This is a genomic window from Sphingobium sp. V4, assembly GCF_029590555.1.
Classification (GTDB): domain Bacteria; phylum Pseudomonadota; class Alphaproteobacteria; order Sphingomonadales; family Sphingomonadaceae; genus Sphingobium.
In genome coordinates, this window is sequence record NZ_CP081001.1 from 58042 (window position 1) to 74724 (window position 16683).

A 16683-nucleotide genomic window follows, 5' to 3' on the forward strand; every position below is an offset into this window, starting at 1 on the left:
AGGGCGTGCGGACTTGGCGCGCGCCTGCGTGCCGGTCAGCTCGGCTTGATCGCCGTCCCGCCGTTGGACCGGGCCGACGCATAAGGCAGGTCGCGGCCCATGGACCAGTTGCCCTGCAACCGCACCAGCGGATTGGGCGCGCACCAGATTTCCCCGGAATCGCTCAGCCCCGTCACCCAGATCAGATTATGCTCCTGCCCATAGTCGATGACGGCAAAGGCATAGCCCTTGCCCTTGCCTTCCACATGGACGGGCAAGGGCGGATCGAGCTGGGTAAAGGACATGAGGGGATGCTCCGGCAGGAAGGGGGTGCCGGGGAGAATGCGGGGCGACGGTGGGAGTTCCTGGCGCTTGACCAGGATCAGTCAGTTTGATCGGCCGCGCGCGAAGCGGGGGAGGGGGCGCCCCCGAGTTTGCGCGCCTGCCCGAGGCTCTGCCCTTTTGCCGGATCGCATCGCCGGTCCCGCATTGTGCCGCGCACATGGTTGCCCTCCCCATCTTGCGATGGGGAGGAAGGGAAGGTCATGCCTTTTCCAGCAGGCCTTCCCGCTTGATCTTTTCCTGCCACACCAGCGGGGCGAGGCGGTGGACATTCTGGCCCTCGCTATCGACGGCCACGGTGACCGGCATGTCCTCCACGGTGAATTCGTAGATGGCTTCCATGCCCAGATCCTCGAAGCCGACGACCCTGGATTGCTTGATCGCGCGGGCGACCAGATAGGCCGCGCCGCCGACCGCCATCAGATAGGCGCTCTTGTGCTTGGCGATGCTGTCGGTGGCGGCCGGGCCGCGCTCGGCCTTGCCGACGCAGGCGGCGAGGCCCTGCTCCAGCATCATGTCCATGAACTTGTCCATGCGGGTCGCGGTGGTGGGACCGGCGGGGCCGACCACCTCGTCACGCACCGGGTCGACCGGACCGACATAATAGATGACGCGGCCCTTGAAATCGACCGGCAGCTGTTCCCCGGCGGCCAGCATGTCCGCGATCCGCTTGTGCGCGGCGTCGCGGCCGGTCAGCATCTTGCCGTTGAGCAGCAGGCGGTCGCCATGCTTCCAGCTCTGCACGACTTCGGGCGTCAGCGTGTCGAGATCAACGCGGATCGCTTCCTTGCTCGGCTTCCAGTCGACCTGCGGCCATTCGCTGAGCTTGGGCGCTTCCAGATAGGCCGGTCCCGACCCGTCCAGCGTGAAATGCGCGTGGCGCGTGGCGGCGCAATTGGGGATCATCGCCACCGGCTTGCCCGCCGCATGGCAGGGATAGTCGTGAATCTTGATGTCGAGAACGGTGGCTAGGCCGCCCAGGCCCTGCGCGCCGATGCCCAGCGCATTGACCTTGTCGAAAATCTCGATGCGCAGTTCCTCGATCTTGTTCTGCGGACCACGGGCCTTCAATTCGCCCATGTCGATCGGGTCCATCAGGCTTTCCTTGGCCAGCGCCACCGCCTTTTCCGCGGTGCCGCCGATGCCGATGCCCAACATGCCGGGCGGGCACCAGCCCGCGCCCATCTGCGGCACCATCTCCAGCACCCAGTCGACGATCGAATCGCTGGGGTTCATCATCTTGAACTTGGTCTTGTTTTCCGAACCGCCGCCCTTGGCGGCGACGTCGACGATCACCTTGTTGCCCGGCACCATCTCGACATTCAGCACGCAGGGCGTGTTGTCCCTGGTGTTCTGGCGCGAGAAAGCCGGGTCTTTCAGGATCGACGCGCGCAGGCGATTTTCGGGATTGAGGTAGGCGCGGCGCACGCCCTCGTCGATGACGTCCTGCATCGAGCGGCTGTTATCGTCCAGTCGGCAATCCATGCCCCATTTGACGAAGACGTTGACGATGCCGGTGTCCTGGCAGATCGGGCGATGCCCCTCCGCGCACATGCGGCTGTTGGTCAGGATCTGGGCGATGGCGTCCTTCGCCGCCGGATTGGCTTCGGCCTCATAGGCTTTGCCCAGCGCGCGGATATAATCCATCGGGTGGTAATAGCTGATGAACTGGAGCGCGTCGGCGACGCTCTCGATCAGATCGGCGGTCTTGATGACGGTCATCTACCCTGGTCCCTATCTTGCGGCCCGCCTCTGCACAGCGGCGCCTGGCAAGGCGCGGCTATAGGACTTTGCGGGCCCGAGTCCAGATTTGGCGCGCATGATTCGGGCAGGGGCGCGGGCCTGCGGCCGGGCGGCCGCCCGATGATGGGCCGGGTGGCGGCGGGGCCGAAACCGCCCCCTACGCATTTGCGTGGCAAGCCAAATTTATTTTATCTCCGCCATCCTCCCCCTTGCCTTTTGCGGAGCAAAGGAAAGTCCGCGCGTCGCTGCGATGCGGCGTGCCGGAGCGGCGATGAAATGAATCGGATCAGCGGCAAACAGAGTCGCCGAAACGTCATTTACCCTCTTGCGCCTGAAAGCGGCTGTGGCACTATCCCTTGTATCGGGTTAACGGGGGTTCCCCAACAGGTTGTGATCGTGTCGCCGGATGCTTTTCCGGCGCAGGGGCGTTTTCGCCCCCGCGATCCGCCCGGTTGGGCCCATTTCCGTGCCTGCGCGGTGCGGTTCATGCTAGGATGTGCGCTTGCTCGCACCCCGGCTTGACCGAATCGAACGGAACAGGAACATTGGGGACTCGCAATGGATTTTCGGGACAGTGAACAGACAGGTGCTGGCGACGTGGCGACGGTGATGGACGAAATATTGGAAGCAGCGATCGAGACGAACAAGCCCGCGCCCGCCCCGGCGGCCGAGCCCCTGTCCTCGGAGCCCCTGTCCTCCTCCGCGGTGCAGGCGCGGCGTTTCCACGTCGCGACCGACGCGTCGCGCGATGCGCTGCTGACCGAATTCGGCAAGGATACGCTGAACGACCGCTATCTGCTGCCCGGCGAATCCTACCAGGATCTCTTCGCGCGCGTCGCGGCCGCCTATGCGGACGATGCGCCCCACGCGCAGCGCGTCTATGACTATATCTCGAAGCTCTGGTTCATGCCGGCGACGCCTGTCCTGTCGAATGGCGGCACTGGGCGTGGCCTGCCGATCAGCTGCTATCTCAATTCGGTGGACGACAGCCTGGAAGGCATCGTCAACACCTGGAACGAGAATGTCTGGCTCGCCTCGCGCGGCGGCGGCATCGGCACCTATTGGGGCAATGTCCGCGGCATCGGCGAGCCGGTCGGCCTCAACGGCAAGACCAGCGGCATCATCCCCTTCGTCCGGGTGATGGATTCGCTGACTCTCGCGATCAGCCAGGGCAGCCTGCGCCGTGGCTCTGCCGCCTGCTATCTCGACATCTCCCACCCGGAGATCGAGGAGTTCCTGGAAATCCGCAAGACCAGCGGCGACTTCAACCGCAAGGCGCTGAACCTGCACCATGGCGTGCTGCTGACCGACGAGTTCATGGAGGCGGTGCGCGACGGCGCCGAATTCCACCTGCGCAGCCCCAAGGATCAGTCGGTCCGTGGCACCGTCAACGCCCGCGCCCTGTTCCAGAAGCTGGTCGAAGTGCGCCTGGCCACCGGCGAGCCGTACATCGTCTTCAACGACACGGTGAACCGGATGATGCCCAAGCATCACCGCGACCTGGGGCTGAAGGTCTCGACCTCCAACCTCTGCTCCGAAATCACCCTGCCGACGGGTCGCGACCATCTCGGCAATGATCGCACGGCGGTCTGCTGCCTCTCCTCCATGAACCTGGAAACCTGGGACGAGTGGAAGGATCATCCGACCTTCGCGGAAGACATCATGCGCTTCCTCGACAATGTGCTGCAGGACTATATCGACCGCGCCCCGCCGGAAATGGCGCGCGCCAAATATAGCGCCATGCGCGAACGCTCGGTCGGCCTGGGCGTCATGGGCTTCCACAGCTTCCTCCAGGCGCGCAACATTCCGTTCGAAGGCGCCATGGCCAAATCGTGGAATCTGCGCATCTTCAAGCATATCAACGCCAAGGTGAACGAGGCGTCGATGATGCTGGCGCAGGAGCGCGGGCCGTGCCCGGACGCCGCAGACCAGGGCGTGATGGAGCGGTTCAGCTGCAAGATGGCGATCGCGCCCACCGCGTCGATTAGCATCATCTGCGGCGGCGCATCGGCCTGCATCGAGCCGATCCCGGCCAATATCTACACCCACAAGACGCTGTCGGGCAGCTTCGCGGTCAAGAATCCCTATCTGGAAAAGCTGCTGGTCGCCAAGGCCAAGGACAGCACGGCCGTGTGGAACTCGATCCTGGAAAAGGGCGGATCGGTCCAGCATCTCGACTTCCTGACCCCGGAAGAAAAGGATGTGTTCAAGACCAGCTTCGAGATCGACCAGCGCTGGCTGCTCGAACTCGCGGCGGATCGCACCCCCTATATCGACCAGGCGCAGTCGCTCAATCTGTTCATTCCGGCCGACGTGGAGAAATGGGATCTGCTCATGCTCCACTTCCGCGCCTGGGAACTGGGCATCAAGTCGCTCTATTATCTGCGGTCGAAATCGGTCCAGCGCGCGGGCTTCGCCGGTGGCGTGGAAGCCGACAACACGATCGACGCGCCCAAGTTCGAAATCGGCGAGACCACCGACTATGACGAGTGTCTTGCCTGTCAGTAAGCGCTTGAAGCGGCGCGCGACGGCCTATGCCGCCGCGCCCGTCCGCTCAAGCTTCTTCCTCGAACGTCACCGCGACGTCGGCATTGGCGGAAAGCCGCACCGTGCCGTCATCCTCGACCGCCGCGATCAGGCCCCGGCTGATATAGTGATGATGCCCCTTATGGCTGCCTTCCCCGCTGTCCTTCTTGGTCAGCTTGATCCGGTCTCCGTCCATATGGTCGACGGTGCCTATATGGACGCCATCGGCGCCGATCACTTCGGCATGTTCCTTGATGCTGGTCAGGTCGACCATGATATTTCTCCTGTGCTGGGGGTAGCGAGCGTTGAACGCGCGGGGGCGGAGATGGTCGCATGACTGATGGGCGCGTCTTTCTTTCGATCGTTGCGGTCATTGCCTTGGGGGTATTCGTGAACGGTTTGCGTTTCGCGCGCATGACCTCGAACCCCTTTGTTGGTCGCAGGCTGTTTGGAATGCCTATGGAAGGTTCGGAGTTGCCGATCGGCCGGTTGAACCTGATCGGCAAGATTCAGATGATTTTCGCGCCGCTATTTCTCGGTTTTGCCTGCGCTCTGACTTTCGGATTTCTCGGCCCTGTTGAGGGCATCGAAACAATCAAATTACATTAAGGATAGCCCCCATGCCTCTTCTTCAAGCCAGCAAGGTCTACAAGCCCTTCGAATATCCTTGGGCCTATGAATATTGGAAGCGCCAGCAGCAGCTCCACTGGCTACCCGAGGAAGTGCCCTTGGGCGAGGATTGCCGCGACTGGGCGCAGAAGCTCAGCGACCATGAGCGCAACCTGCTGACCCAGATTTTCCGCTTCTTCACCCAGGCCGACGTCGAGGTGCAGGATTGCTACCACGAGAAATATGGCCGCGTGTTCAAGCCGACCGAGGTCAAGATGATGCTGACCGCGTTCAGCAACATGGAAACCGTCCACATCGCCGCCTACTCGCACCTGCTCGACACGATCGGGATGCCCGAGAGCGAATATAGCGCCTTCATGCAGTATAAGGAGATGAAGGACAAACACGACTATCTGCAGCAGTTCGGCGTCGACACGGACGAGGACATCGCCAAGACGCTGGCCATGTTCGGCGGCTTCACCGAAGGGCTCCAGCTCTTCGCCAGCTTCGCCATGCTGATGAACTTCCCGCGCTTCAACAAGATGAAGGGCATGGGCCAGATCGTCAGCTGGTCGGTCCGCGACGAGACGCTGCATTGCGAAGGCATCATCCGCCTGTTCCACGCCTTCGTGAAGGAACGCGACTGCCTGACCGCATCGGTCAAGGACGACATCATGGACATGTGCCAGAAGACCGTCCGCATCGAGGACGCCTTCGTCGACCTGGTGTTCGAAATGGGTCCGGTGCCGGGCATGACGCCCAAGGACATCAAGAAATATGTCCGCTACATCGCCGACTGGCGCCTGGGGCAGCTGGGCCTGAAACCCATCTACATGATCGACGAGCATCCGCTGCCCTGGCTGACCCCGCTGCTGAATGGCGTGGAGCACGCCAATTTCTTCGAAACCCGCGCGACCGAATATTCGAAGGCGGCGACCCGCGGGCAGTGGAACGACGTCTGGGACGCGTTCGACCGCCGCCAGAAGGTCAAGGGCGACGCCGCCGCCAACGCCGACGATGAAGGCCCCGACATGTTCAAGGCTGCCGGCATCGCGGCGGAGTGAAGAGAAAAGCGAAAGGCGGCTCCGCCGTGACGGTGCCGCCTTTCGGTTGATCGGGAGCGAGGATGCGCCTGCGCCCGCAAGACGCAGGGCGATGTGTCCATAACGGATCAACATCCCGCCAAAACGGCGCAAGTCGCGTTTATGCTCACCGCATGACCGAGCCAGCCACACCTCACCCCGCCTCTGTCCGACACGCCTATATCTGCCACGTCTGTGGTAGCGATCATGTCACCCGCGACGCATGGGCGGAATGGAATGTGGAGGCGCAGGACTGGCTATTGGGCGTGGCCTTCGACCACGCCTATTGCCATCGCTGCCAGAATGACACCCGACTGGATCGCGTCGTGCTGACGAGTCCGGTCACTTTCTCGGCCCCGGAAGGCGCGGGAGGTGGGATGGCTACCTAATCGCTGCTTCCGATCCATGCTCCCGATTTTTGGCGCGCACGCAGTCATCGTCACCGCCCGCCCGATTACCGATCCGCCCCGCCATTTGTCCGCGCTCGCCGCCTGTCCCCCGGCTGAACGGCCGGTTTTGTTCCGTTCATGCAACATTCGTCACGCCCATGGGTTCTACGATCGATCATCATTATCGAGGGAAGGAGCCTCACCCATGAGTTTCTCGCTGAAACAGGCCATCGCGGCCTTTTCGCTCGGCGCGATGACGCTGACCGGCATCGTCGCGACCCCGGCCTTTGCCGATCCGGGCAACGGCCGCGGCCATGGCCGCCATGGCAATCCCGGGCATGGCCGGGGCGACTGGAAGCATGGTGGCAAGCATGTCGATCGCGACTGGCGCCAGAGCCGCCGCGACGATTATCGCCGTCCCGGCCGCGTCGTCTACGCCTATGACTATAACCGGCCCGATCCGCGCTATGGCCGCTATTATCGGCCGGACCGCTATTATCGCGACGGCTATGCCCCGATCCGCGTCGATCGCCGCACCCGCATCTATCGCGGCTATGACGACCGCTATTATTGCCGCCGGTCGGATGGCACCACCGGCCTGATCGTCGGCGCGGCGATCGGCGGCCTGCTCGGCAGCCAGATCGATCGCGGCCAGTCCAACATCGCTGGCATCCTGATCGGCGGCGGCGCGGGCGCATTGCTGGGCCGCGAGATCGACCGTGGCGGGGTCAGCTGCCGCTGATCCGCTGACCTGGCGCATCGTCCGAAACAGTGATGCGTCACCAAAAAGCCGGAGCCCGCGGGCCGAGACTTGCGGTCGCGCGTTCCGGTCATGCCATGTCATCCGCCCGCGCAACGGCGCGCGTGCCGAAGCTGCCGGGCGAAGCAGGCGCAAGCCCCGAACTGTCGACCCGTCCTCGTGCCAGGCCTGATCGCGCCTGGGGCCACACAGGTCGCTCGACATCATTCCATTCGAGACTGCGTTGCATTCAGTCCGATATACGGGAAGGCGCGACTTACCAGAGCTATCGCTCAATGTGAAAACCGGTTCCCATAATTTGCAGCCCGTCAGGGCTGAATGTCGATCGGCGCTAGCACCAGGGATGGCGGCTGCCGTCCCAGCTGCGGGCCAGCCCTTCGGCGACCATCATGCCGCCGATCGATTCGCCCTCCCGCGTCACCACGCGCAGCGCGCGGCCATAGCGGTCGGTGTCGCGATCGCCGCTCTCCAGCGAGAACGGGCCTGCGTTCATCAGAGCCTGCAAGCGCCGCGTCGCCTGCGCGCCCAGTTCGCCTTCCGCCGCGCAGCGCGGCCCATGGGTCTCGGGGGTGTCGCCGTCGACCACGCAGTTGGTTCCGCCGCCCCTATGGCAGAAACCGAAATCGGCCGACAGCAGGTCGGCGGATCGGGCCTGGGTGGAGCGGGTGCCGGGGAGATGGATGTCGCCGGGCAGGCGCAGCGTCGGGACATGCACCCCGGCCTCGTCGATCCGTTCGACCCAGCCCGGCCCGTACCAGCCCAGCAGCAAGCCCAGGCACAAGGTGTAGATCAGCGCGGGACCGCTGAAACCCTTGCTTCGCCGTGGCCGCTGGTATCGCGCGCTCTGGTCGCCGTTCCGCGCCTGGGCCAGCCAGGCCTGCTGCACCCTGCCCTTGCGCGACGGCGCCTGCCGACCTGTCTCTCGTCTTGCCATGCCGCCATGCTAACGGCCCGTTGGCAAACAGCCCGTTAAAGCCGCTCCAGCTTCCCGCCGATCCGGCGGCGCAACGATTTGACGCATGTCAATGCCGCTCCGACGCGGCCTGCCATGCTGTGACGGGACCATCCGAAACGGAGCCGATTTCATGAATGCCGCCGCGCCGCCCAGCCCCTATGCCCGCATCGGCGGCGAGCCGGTGGTCCGCGCCATCGCGCACCGCTTCTACGACCTGATCGAACAGGACGCGGCCTATGCGGCGTTGCGCGCCATCCATGCGGCGGACCTGACCGCCGTGCGCCACGGCCTCACCCGGTTCCTGTGCGGCTGGCTGGGCGGTCCGCGCGACTGGTTCGAGCGCGGACCCTGCATCATGTCGCTGCATCGCGCCTTCCCGATCACCCCGGCTCTGGCGGATCAATGGGCGACCGCCATGGCCTGCGCGATAGCGGGCGAAGAGGATCTCGATCCCGCGATCGGCGACGCCATGGCCGAAGCGCTCGGCCACATGGCGCGGGGCATGATCAATTTCGGGCTGGAGGGCAGCGCGGCGGCCTGACCTCAATCCTCATCCTCATCGTCGGTCGCGCCATAGCTGTCCATTTCGTCGTCCATCGGCGGCTCGCCGGCATAGGCGTCCATGTCGATCCGGCCGGAGCGGGTCATCGCCTCCATCTTCTCGACCAGATCCTCGGTATCGTCGGGCGTGATCTGCGCCGGGTTGCTTCGTCCGCCGCGCTCGCTGTCCTCGGCCAGGTCGGTCGAGCGGGCGCGCGCATCGTCGGCGACATCCTGCGCCTGGGTGCCGGCCTCGGCCTGCTCGCCATTCTCGTCCGGTTCGGTAACGGGCAGTTCGCGATCCGGGGTAGGGCGGTCCATCGCGGCTCTCCTTGATTGAAGGGATGATGCCGCCTCAACGGCCCGCGTGCCCGGCTGTTCCGGCGAAAGCGCTGGACAGCGCCAGGACAAGGGGGCAAAGGCGCGGTCGATCCTTTCGCACTGCAGCAGGAATCCCCCTCATGCCCCGCCAGCTCATTTCCTCCGGCTCGCCTTTCGAGGCGCAGGTCGGCTATTCGCGCGCCGTCGTCCAGGGCGACTGGTGCTTCGTCGCCGGTACCACCGGCACGGACCCTGAAACCAAGACCATGCCCGAAAGCGTGGTGGAGCAGGGCAGGAACGCCCTCAAGGTGATCGGCAAGGCGCTGGAGGATGCGGGCTTCGCCTTTTCCGACGTCGTGCGCGTTACCTATTATATCACCGACGCCGCTTACTGGGACGTGATGGGTGAGATTGCCGGCCCCGTGTTCGGCGACATCCGCCCCGCCGCCAGCTGCGTCGTCGCCGGCCTCGTCAAGCCGGACATGAAGATCGAAATCGAAGTCACCGCCTTCAAAGGGTAACAGGAGCGCAGCATCATGATTACCATGTACGGCATCAAGAATTGCGACACGATCAAGAAGGCCCGCAACTGGCTGGACAATGAGCGCGTCGCCTACGGCTTCCACGACTACAAGGTCGCGGGCGTCGACAAGGCCAAGCTGGAGGAATGGGTGATGGAGCATGGCTGGGAAACCATCCTCAACCGCTCCGGCACGACTTTCAAGGCGCTCGACGCCGGTGACAAGGCGCATATCGACGCGGACAAGGCGATCCTGCTGATGATCACCAACCCCTCGATGATCAAGCGCCCGATCCTCGACACCGGCAAGGGTACGATCGTCGGTTTCAAGGCGACGACCTATGAAGAGGCGTTGCAGGGCGTGAAGGCGTGATCGGACGGGGGCTGGCGCGCATCGGGGCGATCCTGCTCATGAGCCTCATCCCCCTTTCCGTCGCCCCGTCGGCCTCGGCTGCCGAACCGATCCTGATCGCCCATCGCGGCGCCAGCGGCGAACGGCCCGAACATACGCTCGCTGCCTATGAGCGGGCGATCGACCAGGGCGCCGACTATATCGAGCCGGACCTGGTCCTGACGAAGGACGGGGTCCTCGTCGCCCGGCATGAGAATGAGATCAGCGGCACTACCGATGTCGCCGACCACCCGGAGTTTGCCGACCGCAAGACCAGCAAGACGATCGACGGCATCCAGATGGTCGGATGGTTCACGGAGGATTTCACCCTCGCCGAACTGCGCACCCTGCGCGCGCGCGAACGACTGCCCGACCTGCGTCCGGCCAACCGGCGTTTCAACGATCTCTATCCGATCCCGACCTTCGAGGAGATTTTGAAGCTGGTCCGCGCCAAGGAAGCGGAAACCGGCCGCCGCATCGGCCTCTATCCCGAAACCAAGCATCCCGGTTATTTCGCGGGGCTGGGCCTGCCGCACCAGGCGGCGCTGCTCGAACTGCTCAGCCGCTACGGCTATCAGACGGAGGCGGACCCGGTCTTCATCCAGTCCTTCGAGGTCGGCAACCTGCGCGCGCTGCGCGCCGCGACCCGCCTGCGCCTGATCCAGCTGGTCGACGCGGAGGGCGGCCCCGCCGACCTGCCCGGAACGACCTACGCCGACATGCTGACGGTACGGGGGCTGTCCGACATCGCGGCCTATGCCGACGGCATCGGCCCGTCGGCGGCGCTGCTGATCGCGCCCGAAGGCCCGACCGCGCTGGTCGGGCGTGCCCATGATGCGGGGCTTGCGGTCCATGCCTGGACGCTGCGGATGGAAAACAGCTTCCTGCCCGCCGCCTACCAGCGGCTCGACGATCCGCAGGGGCGGGGCGACTTCGCCGGCTATGTCCGGGCGATCGCAGCGACCGGTGTGGATGGCCTCTTCAGCGACTTTCCCGGCCAGGCGCGCGCGGCTTTGACCGCCGCCAATCCCTGATCGGGGTAAAGCGCCGCCAGCCCGGAAAACTTCCTTCGCGACCGGGTCACTTGACTTGCCAAAGCCCGCCCGCAGGCGAATAACGAAGTCATGCTGTCCCAGAAGACCCGTTACGCCATCCGCGCCCTCCAGCATCTCGCCGACCGCTACCGCCAAGGCCCCGTACCCCTGAACGAAATCGCCACGCGACAGAATATCCCGGCCAAGTTCCTGACCGTGATCCTGTCCGAATTGTCACGCGAAGGGCTGGTGGCGACGCAGCGGGGGCGGGACGGGGGCTATTGGCTGGCGCTGGCACCTGTCGACATCAGCTATGGCGACATCGTCCGGCTGACGCGCGGATCGCTGGCGCTGACCCCCTGCGCCAGCCGCTTCGCCCATGAAAGCTGCACCAACTGCCTGCCCGAATCGGAATGTCGCCTGCACCGGGTGATGCTGCGCGTTCGCGACGAAACGGCCAAGGTGCTGGACAGCATCAGCCTTGCCGAGCCGTTCGCGGTGGCGGATGACGGAGCCTGACCCCCACGCCGGACGGCCCAGCCTGGGTCTTGCGCTGGCCGCGCTGCTTCGCCACATGCGTAAGCCATGACCACGCCGCCGCTCAAAGCCGTCCTGATCCCCGTCACCCCGTTGCAGCAGAATTGCACGCTCTTCTGGTGCACGGAAACGATGCGCGGCACCTTCGTCGATCCGGGCGGCGACCTGCCGGTGCTCAAGCAGGCAGCGGCACAGCATGGCGTGACGATCGAGAAGATCCTCGTTACCCATGGCCATATCGACCATTGCGGGCAGGCGGGGGTGCTGGCGCGCGACCTTGATGTCCCGATCGAGGGGCCGCATGAGGATGACCGTTTCTGGATCGACCGGCTGGCTGCCGATGGCGAACGCTGGGGGCTGCCGGGCGAGAGTTTCGAGCCGGACCGCTGGCTGCAGGACGGCGATCAGGTGACGGTCGGCAATCTGGTGCTCGATGTCATTCACTGCCCCGGCCACACGCCGGGCCATGTCGTCTTCCACCATGCGCCCAGCAAGCTGGCCATCGTGGGCGACGTGCTGTTCCAGGGGTCGATCGGCCGCACCGACTTCCCGCGCGGCAATCATCAGGATCTGATCGACGCCATCACCGGCAAGCTCTGGCCGTTGGGCGGCGACACCGCCTTCGTCCCCGGTCATGGCCAGATGAGCAATTTCGCCCATGAGCGGCGCACCAACCCCTTCGTCGCCGATTCGGTGCTGGCGCGCTGACGAACGACGGTTGGTTAGGCCCGCGCCGCCAGCGCCGGTGGTGCCGGCACCTCGCGCGTCGCACTATAGGCCAGCATCAGCGCCGCGATAGCCAGCACGACCATGATGATCCAACTGAGCAGCGCACCGCCCGCGCGGGTGGCCGTGGGCTTGTCGGCGTCCATGCCGAAACCATGGGCGACGCGCGCCAGCACATAGGCCAGCGCCCCGATCCACAGCCACAGCGACGCGCCTACCGCCAGTTCGATCAGCGCGAACAGGATCAGCACGATCGGCGTATATTCGACGAAGTTGGCGTGCGCGCGCATCCGTCGCGCCAGCAGGCTGTTGCCGGCATCGCCATGCAGCACCCTGTCGCCGATGCGAATCCGTGCGCAGCGAATCGCGAGCCAGAGGTTGAGCAGCGCGCAGGCAGCGGCAAAGGTCAGCGTGATCGGCAGCAGCATCGTCAAATCCCCCTTGTCTGGTGGGCCGCACCCTAGTCCGCGGGGGCAGGGGGGCAAGGTCAAAGGATAAGGAAGCACTTGCGCCTCCGTCAAAAAGCGCTATAGGCGCAGGGCTTCGCGATCACCCGGGCCGCATGGGTCTGCGGCGCCGTTGGCGTCGGCACCATTCGGATACCGGCCAGTCGCACAACCAGATTGATATATGGAATAAGGTGCCGACATGGCTGTCCCCAAGCGCAAGACTTCTCCTTCCCGCCGCGGTATGCGCCGCAGCCATGACGCACTGCGCGTCGAGGCGTTCCAGGAATGCTCGAACTGCGGTGAACTGAAGCGCCCGCACAATCTGTGCGACGCCTGCGGTCACTATAACGGCCGCGAAATCGTCGCCGTCGGGGCGTAAGCCCTTTTCTCTACTCCGCAAAGGGGTGAACTAAAGTGTCAGGCCAACCGCGAATCGCAATCGACGCGATGGGCGGGGACGAAGGTGTGCGCGTGATGATGGCAGGGGCCGCGCTGGCCCGTCGCCGTCATGATGGGCTTCGCTTCACCCTGTTCGGCGACGAGGAGCGGATCAAGGCTGCGCTCGACCATCACCCCAATTTGCGGGCGGCGTCGGACATCGTTCACGCCGACACGGTCGTCGACGGCTCGGACAAGCCCAGCGTCGCGATTCGCAAGAAAAGCAGCTCCATGGCCAAGGCCATCGCCGCCGTGAAGGCGGGCGAGGCCGGGGCGGCGGTGTCCGCCGGCAATACCGGCGCGCTGATGGCGATGGCAAAGGTCGCGCTGCGCACCATGCCGGGTGTCGACCGGCCCGCGCTCGCCGCGATGCTGCCCACGCTGGGCGACAATGACGTCATCATGCTGGACCTGGGCGCCAACACCGAGTGCGACGCCCGCAACCTCGTCCAGTTCGCGGTCATGGGCGCGGCCTATGCGCGCATCGCCTTCGATCTCGACCGGCCGCGCGTGCGCCTGCTCAACATCGGCACCGAGGAACTGAAGGGCACCGACGAGATCCGCGACGCCGCCGCGGTGCTGCGCAGCGCCGACAGCCTGCCACTCCAGTTCGACGGCTTCACCGAAGGCGACAAGATCGGCCGCGGCGACACCGACGTCATCGTCTGCGACGGCTTTTCCGGCAATGTCGCGCTCAAGACGGCGGAGGGCACCGCCCGTTTCGTCACCGACGTGCTGCGCAAGGCCTTCACCAGTTCGATCCGGTCGAAGATCGGCTTCCTGATTTCGAAGCCGGCCATGTACATGCTCAAGCATCATCTCGACCCCAACAATCATAATGGCGCGGTTTTCCTGGGCCTGAACGGCGTGGTGGTGAAGAGCCACGGCAGTGCGGACGAAAAGGGCGTGGCCAATGCCGTCCATGTCGCCGCTCGCTTGCTGGAAGAGGACATCACCCGTCGCATCGCCGCCGACATGGCGGGAATAGGGGGGCTTTCGGCCGCCGCGTCGAAGCTGGAGCAGCCCGCCAAGTGATCCGCCGTTCGATCCTTCTGGGGACGGGCTCGGCCCTGCCCGCGCGCATCGTCACCAATGCGGAACTGGCGCAGACCGTCGACACCAGCGACGAATGGATCGTCGAGCGCACTGGCATCCGCACCCGCCATATCGCGGGCGAGGGCGAGACGACCGCGACGCTCGCCACCGATGCCGCCCTTGCCGCGCTGGACGCCGCCGGCCTCGCCGCACAGGAGATCGACCTCATCATCCTGGCGACGGCGACGCCGGACCAGACCTTCCCCGCCGCCGCGACCAAGGTGCAGGCGGCGCTGGGCATCGACGACTGCGTCGCCTTCGACGTCGCCGCAGTCTGTTCGGGCTTCCTCTATGCCGTGACCGTGGCTGACAGCATGATCCGGTCGGGGGCGGCCAATCGCGCGCTGGTGATCGGGTCGGAGACGTTCAGCCGCATCCTCGACTGGGAGGATCGCACGACCTGCGTCCTCTTCGGCGACGGTGCCGGCGCGATTGTGCTGGGTGCGGAGGAAAGCTTGGAGGGCGCGCGCGGCATCCTGGCGTCGAAGCTGCACGCAGACGGCCGCCACAATCAGCTTCTCTATGTCGATGGCGGTCCATCGACCACGCAGACGGTCGGCAAGCTGCGGATGAAGGGGCAGGAAGTGTTCCGCCATGCCGTGGTCAACCTCGCCTCCGTCCTGACCGAGGTGATGACGCAGGTCGGGCTGCCGGCCACCGAGATCGACTGGCTGGTTCCGCACCAGGCCAATGCCCGCATCCTCGACGCGACGGCGCGCAAGCTCAAGCTACCGGCCGACCGGGTCATCATGACCGTGGATCGCCATGCCAACACATCGGCCGCCTCGGTGCCGCTGGCGCTGGACGTCGCCGTCCGCGACGGCCGGATCAAGCCGGGTGATCTGGTCGTGCTGGAAGCGATGGGCGGCGGCTTCACCTGGGGCGCCTGCGTCCTTCGGGTCTAACCTTTTGGGTAGTCTTGCCGAATCACTGTAAATCCGTCAGATTCGCGGGTAGGTCATCGGGGGGTGATCGCGAGGCGAGAGGGGACGGGAAATGAGCGGCACTGGGACGTTGACGCGGGCGGACCTCGCGGAGAGCCTGAATCGCCATGTCGGTCTGTCGCGAGCGGAAGCGGCGGCGCTGGTCGAATCCATTCTCGACCATATGTCGGCGGCGCTGGAGCGCGGCGAAAATGTGAAGATATCGAGTTTCGGCACCTTCGTGCTGCGGGACAAGACGCAACGCATGGGCCGCAACCCCAAGACCGGAGTCGAGGTGCCGATCGAGCCGCGCCGGGTGCTGACGTTCCGCGCCAGCCAGACGATGCGCGACCGGGTGGCTTGAAACGGGACGGTCGGCCGCCGCTTTTTCTGCCTTAACGGCCATTTACCACGGTTGACCTGGCCGGGATGATGGGTGCAACATTCCTGTCATGAAAAAAGCGGAGGGGGCCTTTCTTACGATCAGTGAACTGGCCGGCGAGCTGGGTTTGCCCCAACATATATTGCGCTATTGGGAAACGCGCTTTCCCCAGCTGCGGCCGCTGCAGCGATCGGGCAATCGCCGCTATTATCGGCCGGATGATGTGGCGCTGGCGCGGCGCATCCACCATCTGCTCCATGTCGAGGGCTTCACCGTCAAGGGCGCGCAGAAGGCGCTGGCCGACGGGGAGGGCGCCGCTGGGGCGGCGCCTGCCGACGCACCGGCGGAGGATCTGGTCGTGCGGCTCGAGGGCATACGCGCCGCGCTGGCCGCTGCGCTGAAACTCTGAAAGGCCCTACAGCGTCCGGGCGTAGATCAGGTCCCGGAACGGCTCGTCGCCGACCATGAAGGTCAGCTCGCCGACATGGACAAAGCCGTGCCGGGCATAGAAGCGCCGGGCGCGCTCATTCTGCGGATAGACCGCCAGCAGTAGCCGCTGCGCGCCGCGACGCCGCGCTTCTTCCTCTACCAGCGCCATCACCCGGTCGCCATGGCCTCCGCCCTGCCATCCGGCGAGCAGATAGACGCGCTTGATCTCCAGGTCGCGGGCCGCGTCGGTCGGCAGCGGCAGGTCGGGCGGCGTCATCATGACATAACCCACCGGCGCGCCGAGCGGCGTTTCCCCGATCAGGACGGTCTGAGCCGGATCGGCGAGCGCGGCCTGATAATAGGCCTCGCCATGCGCGTTCCGGATATGGGCGACCAAGGCGGCGCCCGGATGGTCGTGCGCGAAGCTGGCGAGGAATGTCGCGCCGCCCAGGATCGACAGCGCGGCGGCGTCCTGTGGCTCGGCGCGTCGCCAGGCGATCGGCGTCATGCCCG

General features: G+C 65.3%; 23 protein-coding genes. 16 read left to right on the forward strand and 7 right to left on the reverse strand.

Annotation, left to right across the window (positions count from 1 at the left end; all coding sequences use genetic code 11):
• Positions 1-35: 35 nt before the first annotated feature.
• Positions 36-284, reverse strand: coding sequence for a hypothetical protein (locus K3M67_RS00295; RefSeq protein ID WP_066864370.1), 249 nt, complete (start codon positions 282-284; stop codon positions 36-38).
• Positions 285-522: 238 nt separating this feature from the next.
• Positions 523-2043 carry a fumarate hydratase gene (locus K3M67_RS00300; RefSeq protein WP_066864367.1) on the reverse strand — a complete coding sequence of 507 codons (1521 nt, stop codon included), beginning with the start codon at positions 2041-2043 and terminating at the stop codon, positions 523-525.
• Positions 2044-2673: 630 nt separating this feature from the next.
• Between K3M67_RS00300 and K3M67_RS00305 the strand changes: the two genes are divergently transcribed.
• Positions 2674-4572 carry a ribonucleoside-diphosphate reductase subunit alpha gene (locus K3M67_RS00305; RefSeq protein ID WP_443019621.1) on the forward strand — a complete coding sequence of 633 codons (1899 nt, stop codon included), beginning with the start codon at positions 2674-2676 and terminating at the stop codon, positions 4570-4572.
• Positions 4573-4618: 46 nt separating this feature from the next.
• Here the strand turns inward: K3M67_RS00305 and K3M67_RS00310 are convergent, their stop codons facing one another.
• The gene (locus K3M67_RS00310; protein ID WP_285831975.1) at positions 4619-4864 is read right to left on the reverse strand and encodes a DUF2171 domain-containing protein; all 246 of its coding nucleotides are present in this window, start codon (positions 4862-4864) and stop codon (positions 4619-4621) included.
• Between the two features lie 59 nt (positions 4865-4923).
• Between K3M67_RS00310 and K3M67_RS00315 the strand changes: the two genes are divergently transcribed.
• From K3M67_RS00315 to K3M67_RS00330, 4 genes are all read left to right on the forward strand, one after another.
• The gene (locus K3M67_RS00315) at positions 4924-5199 is read left to right on the forward strand and encodes a hypothetical protein (RefSeq protein ID WP_285831976.1); all 276 of its coding nucleotides are present in this window, start codon (positions 4924-4926) and stop codon (positions 5197-5199) included.
• A gap of 11 nt (positions 5200-5210) precedes the next feature.
• Complete coding sequence (locus K3M67_RS00320) at positions 5211-6263, forward strand: ribonucleotide-diphosphate reductase subunit beta (RefSeq protein WP_066864361.1); 1053 nt, start codon at positions 5211-5213, stop codon at positions 6261-6263.
• A 152-nt stretch (positions 6264-6415) separates the two neighbouring features.
• Positions 6416-6670: a hypothetical protein gene (locus K3M67_RS00325; protein ID WP_285831977.1), complete on the forward strand. Its 255-nt coding sequence runs from the start codon at positions 6416-6418 to the stop codon at positions 6668-6670.
• A 205-nt stretch (positions 6671-6875) separates the two neighbouring features.
• Entirely contained in the window at positions 6876-7412 is a 537-nt protein-coding gene (locus K3M67_RS00330) for a glycine zipper 2TM domain-containing protein (RefSeq protein ID WP_066864358.1), read from the forward strand.
• A gap of 349 nt (positions 7413-7761) precedes the next feature.
• Here the strand turns inward: K3M67_RS00330 and K3M67_RS00335 are convergent, their stop codons facing one another.
• Positions 7762-8364, reverse strand: coding sequence for a thermonuclease family protein (locus tag K3M67_RS00335; protein WP_285831978.1), 603 nt, complete (start codon positions 8362-8364; stop codon positions 7762-7764).
• Between the two features lie 151 nt (positions 8365-8515).
• Here K3M67_RS00335 and K3M67_RS00340 point away from each other — a divergent pair, with 151 nt between their 5' ends.
• On the forward strand, positions 8516-8926 hold the full coding sequence (locus K3M67_RS00340) for a group II truncated hemoglobin (RefSeq protein ID WP_066864352.1): 411 nt from the start codon (positions 8516-8518) through the stop codon (positions 8924-8926).
• 2 nt (positions 8927-8928) lie between these two features.
• Here K3M67_RS00340 and K3M67_RS00345 read toward each other — a convergent pair whose 3' ends face one another.
• Positions 8929-9246 carry a hypothetical protein gene (locus K3M67_RS00345; RefSeq protein WP_285831979.1) on the reverse strand — a complete coding sequence of 106 codons (318 nt, stop codon included), beginning with the start codon at positions 9244-9246 and terminating at the stop codon, positions 8929-8931.
• A gap of 140 nt (positions 9247-9386) precedes the next feature.
• On the opposite strand from K3M67_RS00345, the gene K3M67_RS00350 reads away from it, so the two are divergent.
• From K3M67_RS00350 to K3M67_RS00370, 5 genes are all read left to right on the forward strand, one after another.
• Positions 9387-9767 (forward strand): RidA family protein, encoded by a 381-nt coding sequence (locus K3M67_RS00350; RefSeq protein ID WP_066864346.1) that lies wholly within the window; start codon positions 9387-9389, stop codon positions 9765-9767.
• A 15-nt stretch (positions 9768-9782) separates the two neighbouring features.
• Positions 9783-10139 (forward strand): ArsC family reductase, encoded by a 357-nt coding sequence (locus K3M67_RS00355; RefSeq protein ID WP_066864342.1) that lies wholly within the window; start codon positions 9783-9785, stop codon positions 10137-10139.
• On the forward strand, positions 10136-11191 hold the full coding sequence (locus tag K3M67_RS00360) for a glycerophosphodiester phosphodiesterase (protein WP_066864339.1): 1056 nt from the start codon (positions 10136-10138) through the stop codon (positions 11189-11191). The genes K3M67_RS00355 and K3M67_RS00360 overlap by 4 nt, the downstream gene beginning before the upstream one ends.
• Before the next feature lie 90 nt (positions 11192-11281).
• Positions 11282-11710, forward strand: a complete 429-nt coding sequence (locus K3M67_RS00365) for an RrF2 family transcriptional regulator (RefSeq protein WP_066864336.1) — start codon at positions 11282-11284, stop codon at positions 11708-11710.
• A 66-nt stretch (positions 11711-11776) separates the two neighbouring features.
• Entirely contained in the window at positions 11777-12436 is a 660-nt protein-coding gene (locus tag K3M67_RS00370; RefSeq protein WP_066864333.1) for an MBL fold metallo-hydrolase, read from the forward strand.
• A gap of 14 nt (positions 12437-12450) precedes the next feature.
• On the opposite strand, the gene K3M67_RS00375 is transcribed toward K3M67_RS00370, so the two are convergent.
• Entirely contained in the window at positions 12451-12882 is a 432-nt protein-coding gene (locus tag K3M67_RS00375; RefSeq protein ID WP_066864331.1) for an MAPEG family protein, read from the reverse strand.
• 220 nt (positions 12883-13102) lie between these two features.
• On the opposite strand from K3M67_RS00375, the gene rpmF reads away from it, so the two are divergent.
• From rpmF to K3M67_RS00400, 5 genes are all read left to right on the forward strand, one after another.
• Complete coding sequence (rpmF, locus tag K3M67_RS00380; protein WP_066864328.1) at positions 13103-13282, forward strand: 50S ribosomal protein L32; 180 nt, start codon at positions 13103-13105, stop codon at positions 13280-13282.
• Positions 13283-13350: 68 nt separating this feature from the next.
• On the forward strand, positions 13351-14376 hold the full coding sequence (gene plsX / locus K3M67_RS00385) for a phosphate acyltransferase PlsX (RefSeq protein ID WP_066864325.1): 1026 nt from the start codon (positions 13351-13353) through the stop codon (positions 14374-14376).
• Positions 14373-15341 (forward strand): beta-ketoacyl-ACP synthase III, encoded by a 969-nt coding sequence (locus tag K3M67_RS00390; RefSeq protein ID WP_066864321.1) that lies wholly within the window; start codon positions 14373-14375, stop codon positions 15339-15341. Before plsX ends, K3M67_RS00390 begins: the two co-directional genes overlap by 4 nt.
• Positions 15342-15432: 91 nt before the next feature.
• On the forward strand, positions 15433-15723 hold the full coding sequence (ihfA, locus tag K3M67_RS00395; protein ID WP_066864319.1) for an integration host factor subunit alpha: 291 nt from the start codon (positions 15433-15435) through the stop codon (positions 15721-15723).
• Between the two features lie 88 nt (positions 15724-15811).
• Positions 15812-16150, forward strand: a complete 339-nt coding sequence (locus K3M67_RS00400; protein ID WP_066864315.1) for a MerR family transcriptional regulator — start codon at positions 15812-15814, stop codon at positions 16148-16150.
• 6 nt (positions 16151-16156) lie between these two features.
• Here the strand turns inward: K3M67_RS00400 and K3M67_RS00405 are convergent, their stop codons facing one another.
• Entirely contained in the window at positions 16157-16678 is a 522-nt protein-coding gene (locus tag K3M67_RS00405) for a GNAT family N-acetyltransferase (protein WP_285831980.1), read from the reverse strand.
• Between the last annotated feature and the right edge of the window lie 5 nt (positions 16679-16683).

Bases quoted from the DNA above. Each gene is read 5' to 3' on its own strand.
- K3M67_RS00325 (WP_285831977.1), top strand. From the start codon at position 6,416: ATGACCGAGCCAGCCACACCTCACCCCGCCTCTGTCCGACACGCCTAT.
- K3M67_RS00295 (WP_066864370.1), bottom strand. From the start codon at position 284: ATGTCCTTTACCCAGCTCGATCCGCCCTTGCCCGTCCATGTGGAAGGC.
- K3M67_RS00345 (WP_285831979.1), bottom strand. From the start codon at position 9,246: ATGGACCGCCCTACCCCGGATCGCGAACTGCCCGTTACCGAACCGGAC.
- K3M67_RS00330 (WP_066864358.1), top strand. From the start codon at position 6,876: ATGAGTTTCTCGCTGAAACAGGCCATCGCGGCCTTTTCGCTCGGCGCG.
- K3M67_RS00310 (WP_285831975.1), bottom strand. From the start codon at position 4,864: ATGGTCGACCTGACCAGCATCAAGGAACATGCCGAAGTGATCGGCGCC.
- K3M67_RS00315 (WP_285831976.1), top strand. From the start codon at position 4,924: ATGACTGATGGGCGCGTCTTTCTTTCGATCGTTGCGGTCATTGCCTTG.
- K3M67_RS00340 (WP_066864352.1), top strand. From the start codon at position 8,516: ATGAATGCCGCCGCGCCGCCCAGCCCCTATGCCCGCATCGGCGGCGAG.
- K3M67_RS00300 (WP_066864367.1), bottom strand. From the start codon at position 2,043: ATGACCGTCATCAAGACCGCCGATCTGATCGAGAGCGTCGCCGACGCG.
- K3M67_RS00335 (WP_285831978.1), bottom strand. From the start codon at position 8,364: ATGGCAAGACGAGAGACAGGTCGGCAGGCGCCGTCGCGCAAGGGCAGG.
- K3M67_RS00375 (WP_066864331.1), bottom strand. From the start codon at position 12,882: ATGCTGCTGCCGATCACGCTGACCTTTGCCGCTGCCTGCGCGCTGCTC.
- K3M67_RS00350 (WP_066864346.1), top strand. From the start codon at position 9,387: ATGCCCCGCCAGCTCATTTCCTCCGGCTCGCCTTTCGAGGCGCAGGTC.
- plsX (WP_066864325.1), top strand. From the start codon at position 13,351: ATGGGCGGGGACGAAGGTGTGCGCGTGATGATGGCAGGGGCCGCGCTG.
- K3M67_RS00355 (WP_066864342.1), top strand. From the start codon at position 9,783: ATGATTACCATGTACGGCATCAAGAATTGCGACACGATCAAGAAGGCC.
- K3M67_RS00365 (WP_066864336.1), top strand. From the start codon at position 11,282: ATGCTGTCCCAGAAGACCCGTTACGCCATCCGCGCCCTCCAGCATCTC.
- K3M67_RS00400 (WP_066864315.1), top strand. From the start codon at position 15,812: ATGAAAAAAGCGGAGGGGGCCTTTCTTACGATCAGTGAACTGGCCGGC.
- rpmF (WP_066864328.1), top strand. From the start codon at position 13,103: ATGGCTGTCCCCAAGCGCAAGACTTCTCCTTCCCGCCGCGGTATGCGC.
- K3M67_RS00305 (WP_443019621.1), top strand. From the start codon at position 2,674: ATGGACGAAATATTGGAAGCAGCGATCGAGACGAACAAGCCCGCGCCC.
- K3M67_RS00405 (WP_285831980.1), bottom strand. From the start codon at position 16,678: ATGACGCCGATCGCCTGGCGACGCGCCGAGCCACAGGACGCCGCCGCG.
- ihfA (WP_066864319.1), top strand. From the start codon at position 15,433: ATGAGCGGCACTGGGACGTTGACGCGGGCGGACCTCGCGGAGAGCCTG.
- K3M67_RS00370 (WP_066864333.1), top strand. From the start codon at position 11,777: ATGACCACGCCGCCGCTCAAAGCCGTCCTGATCCCCGTCACCCCGTTG.
- K3M67_RS00320 (WP_066864361.1), top strand. From the start codon at position 5,211: ATGCCTCTTCTTCAAGCCAGCAAGGTCTACAAGCCCTTCGAATATCCT.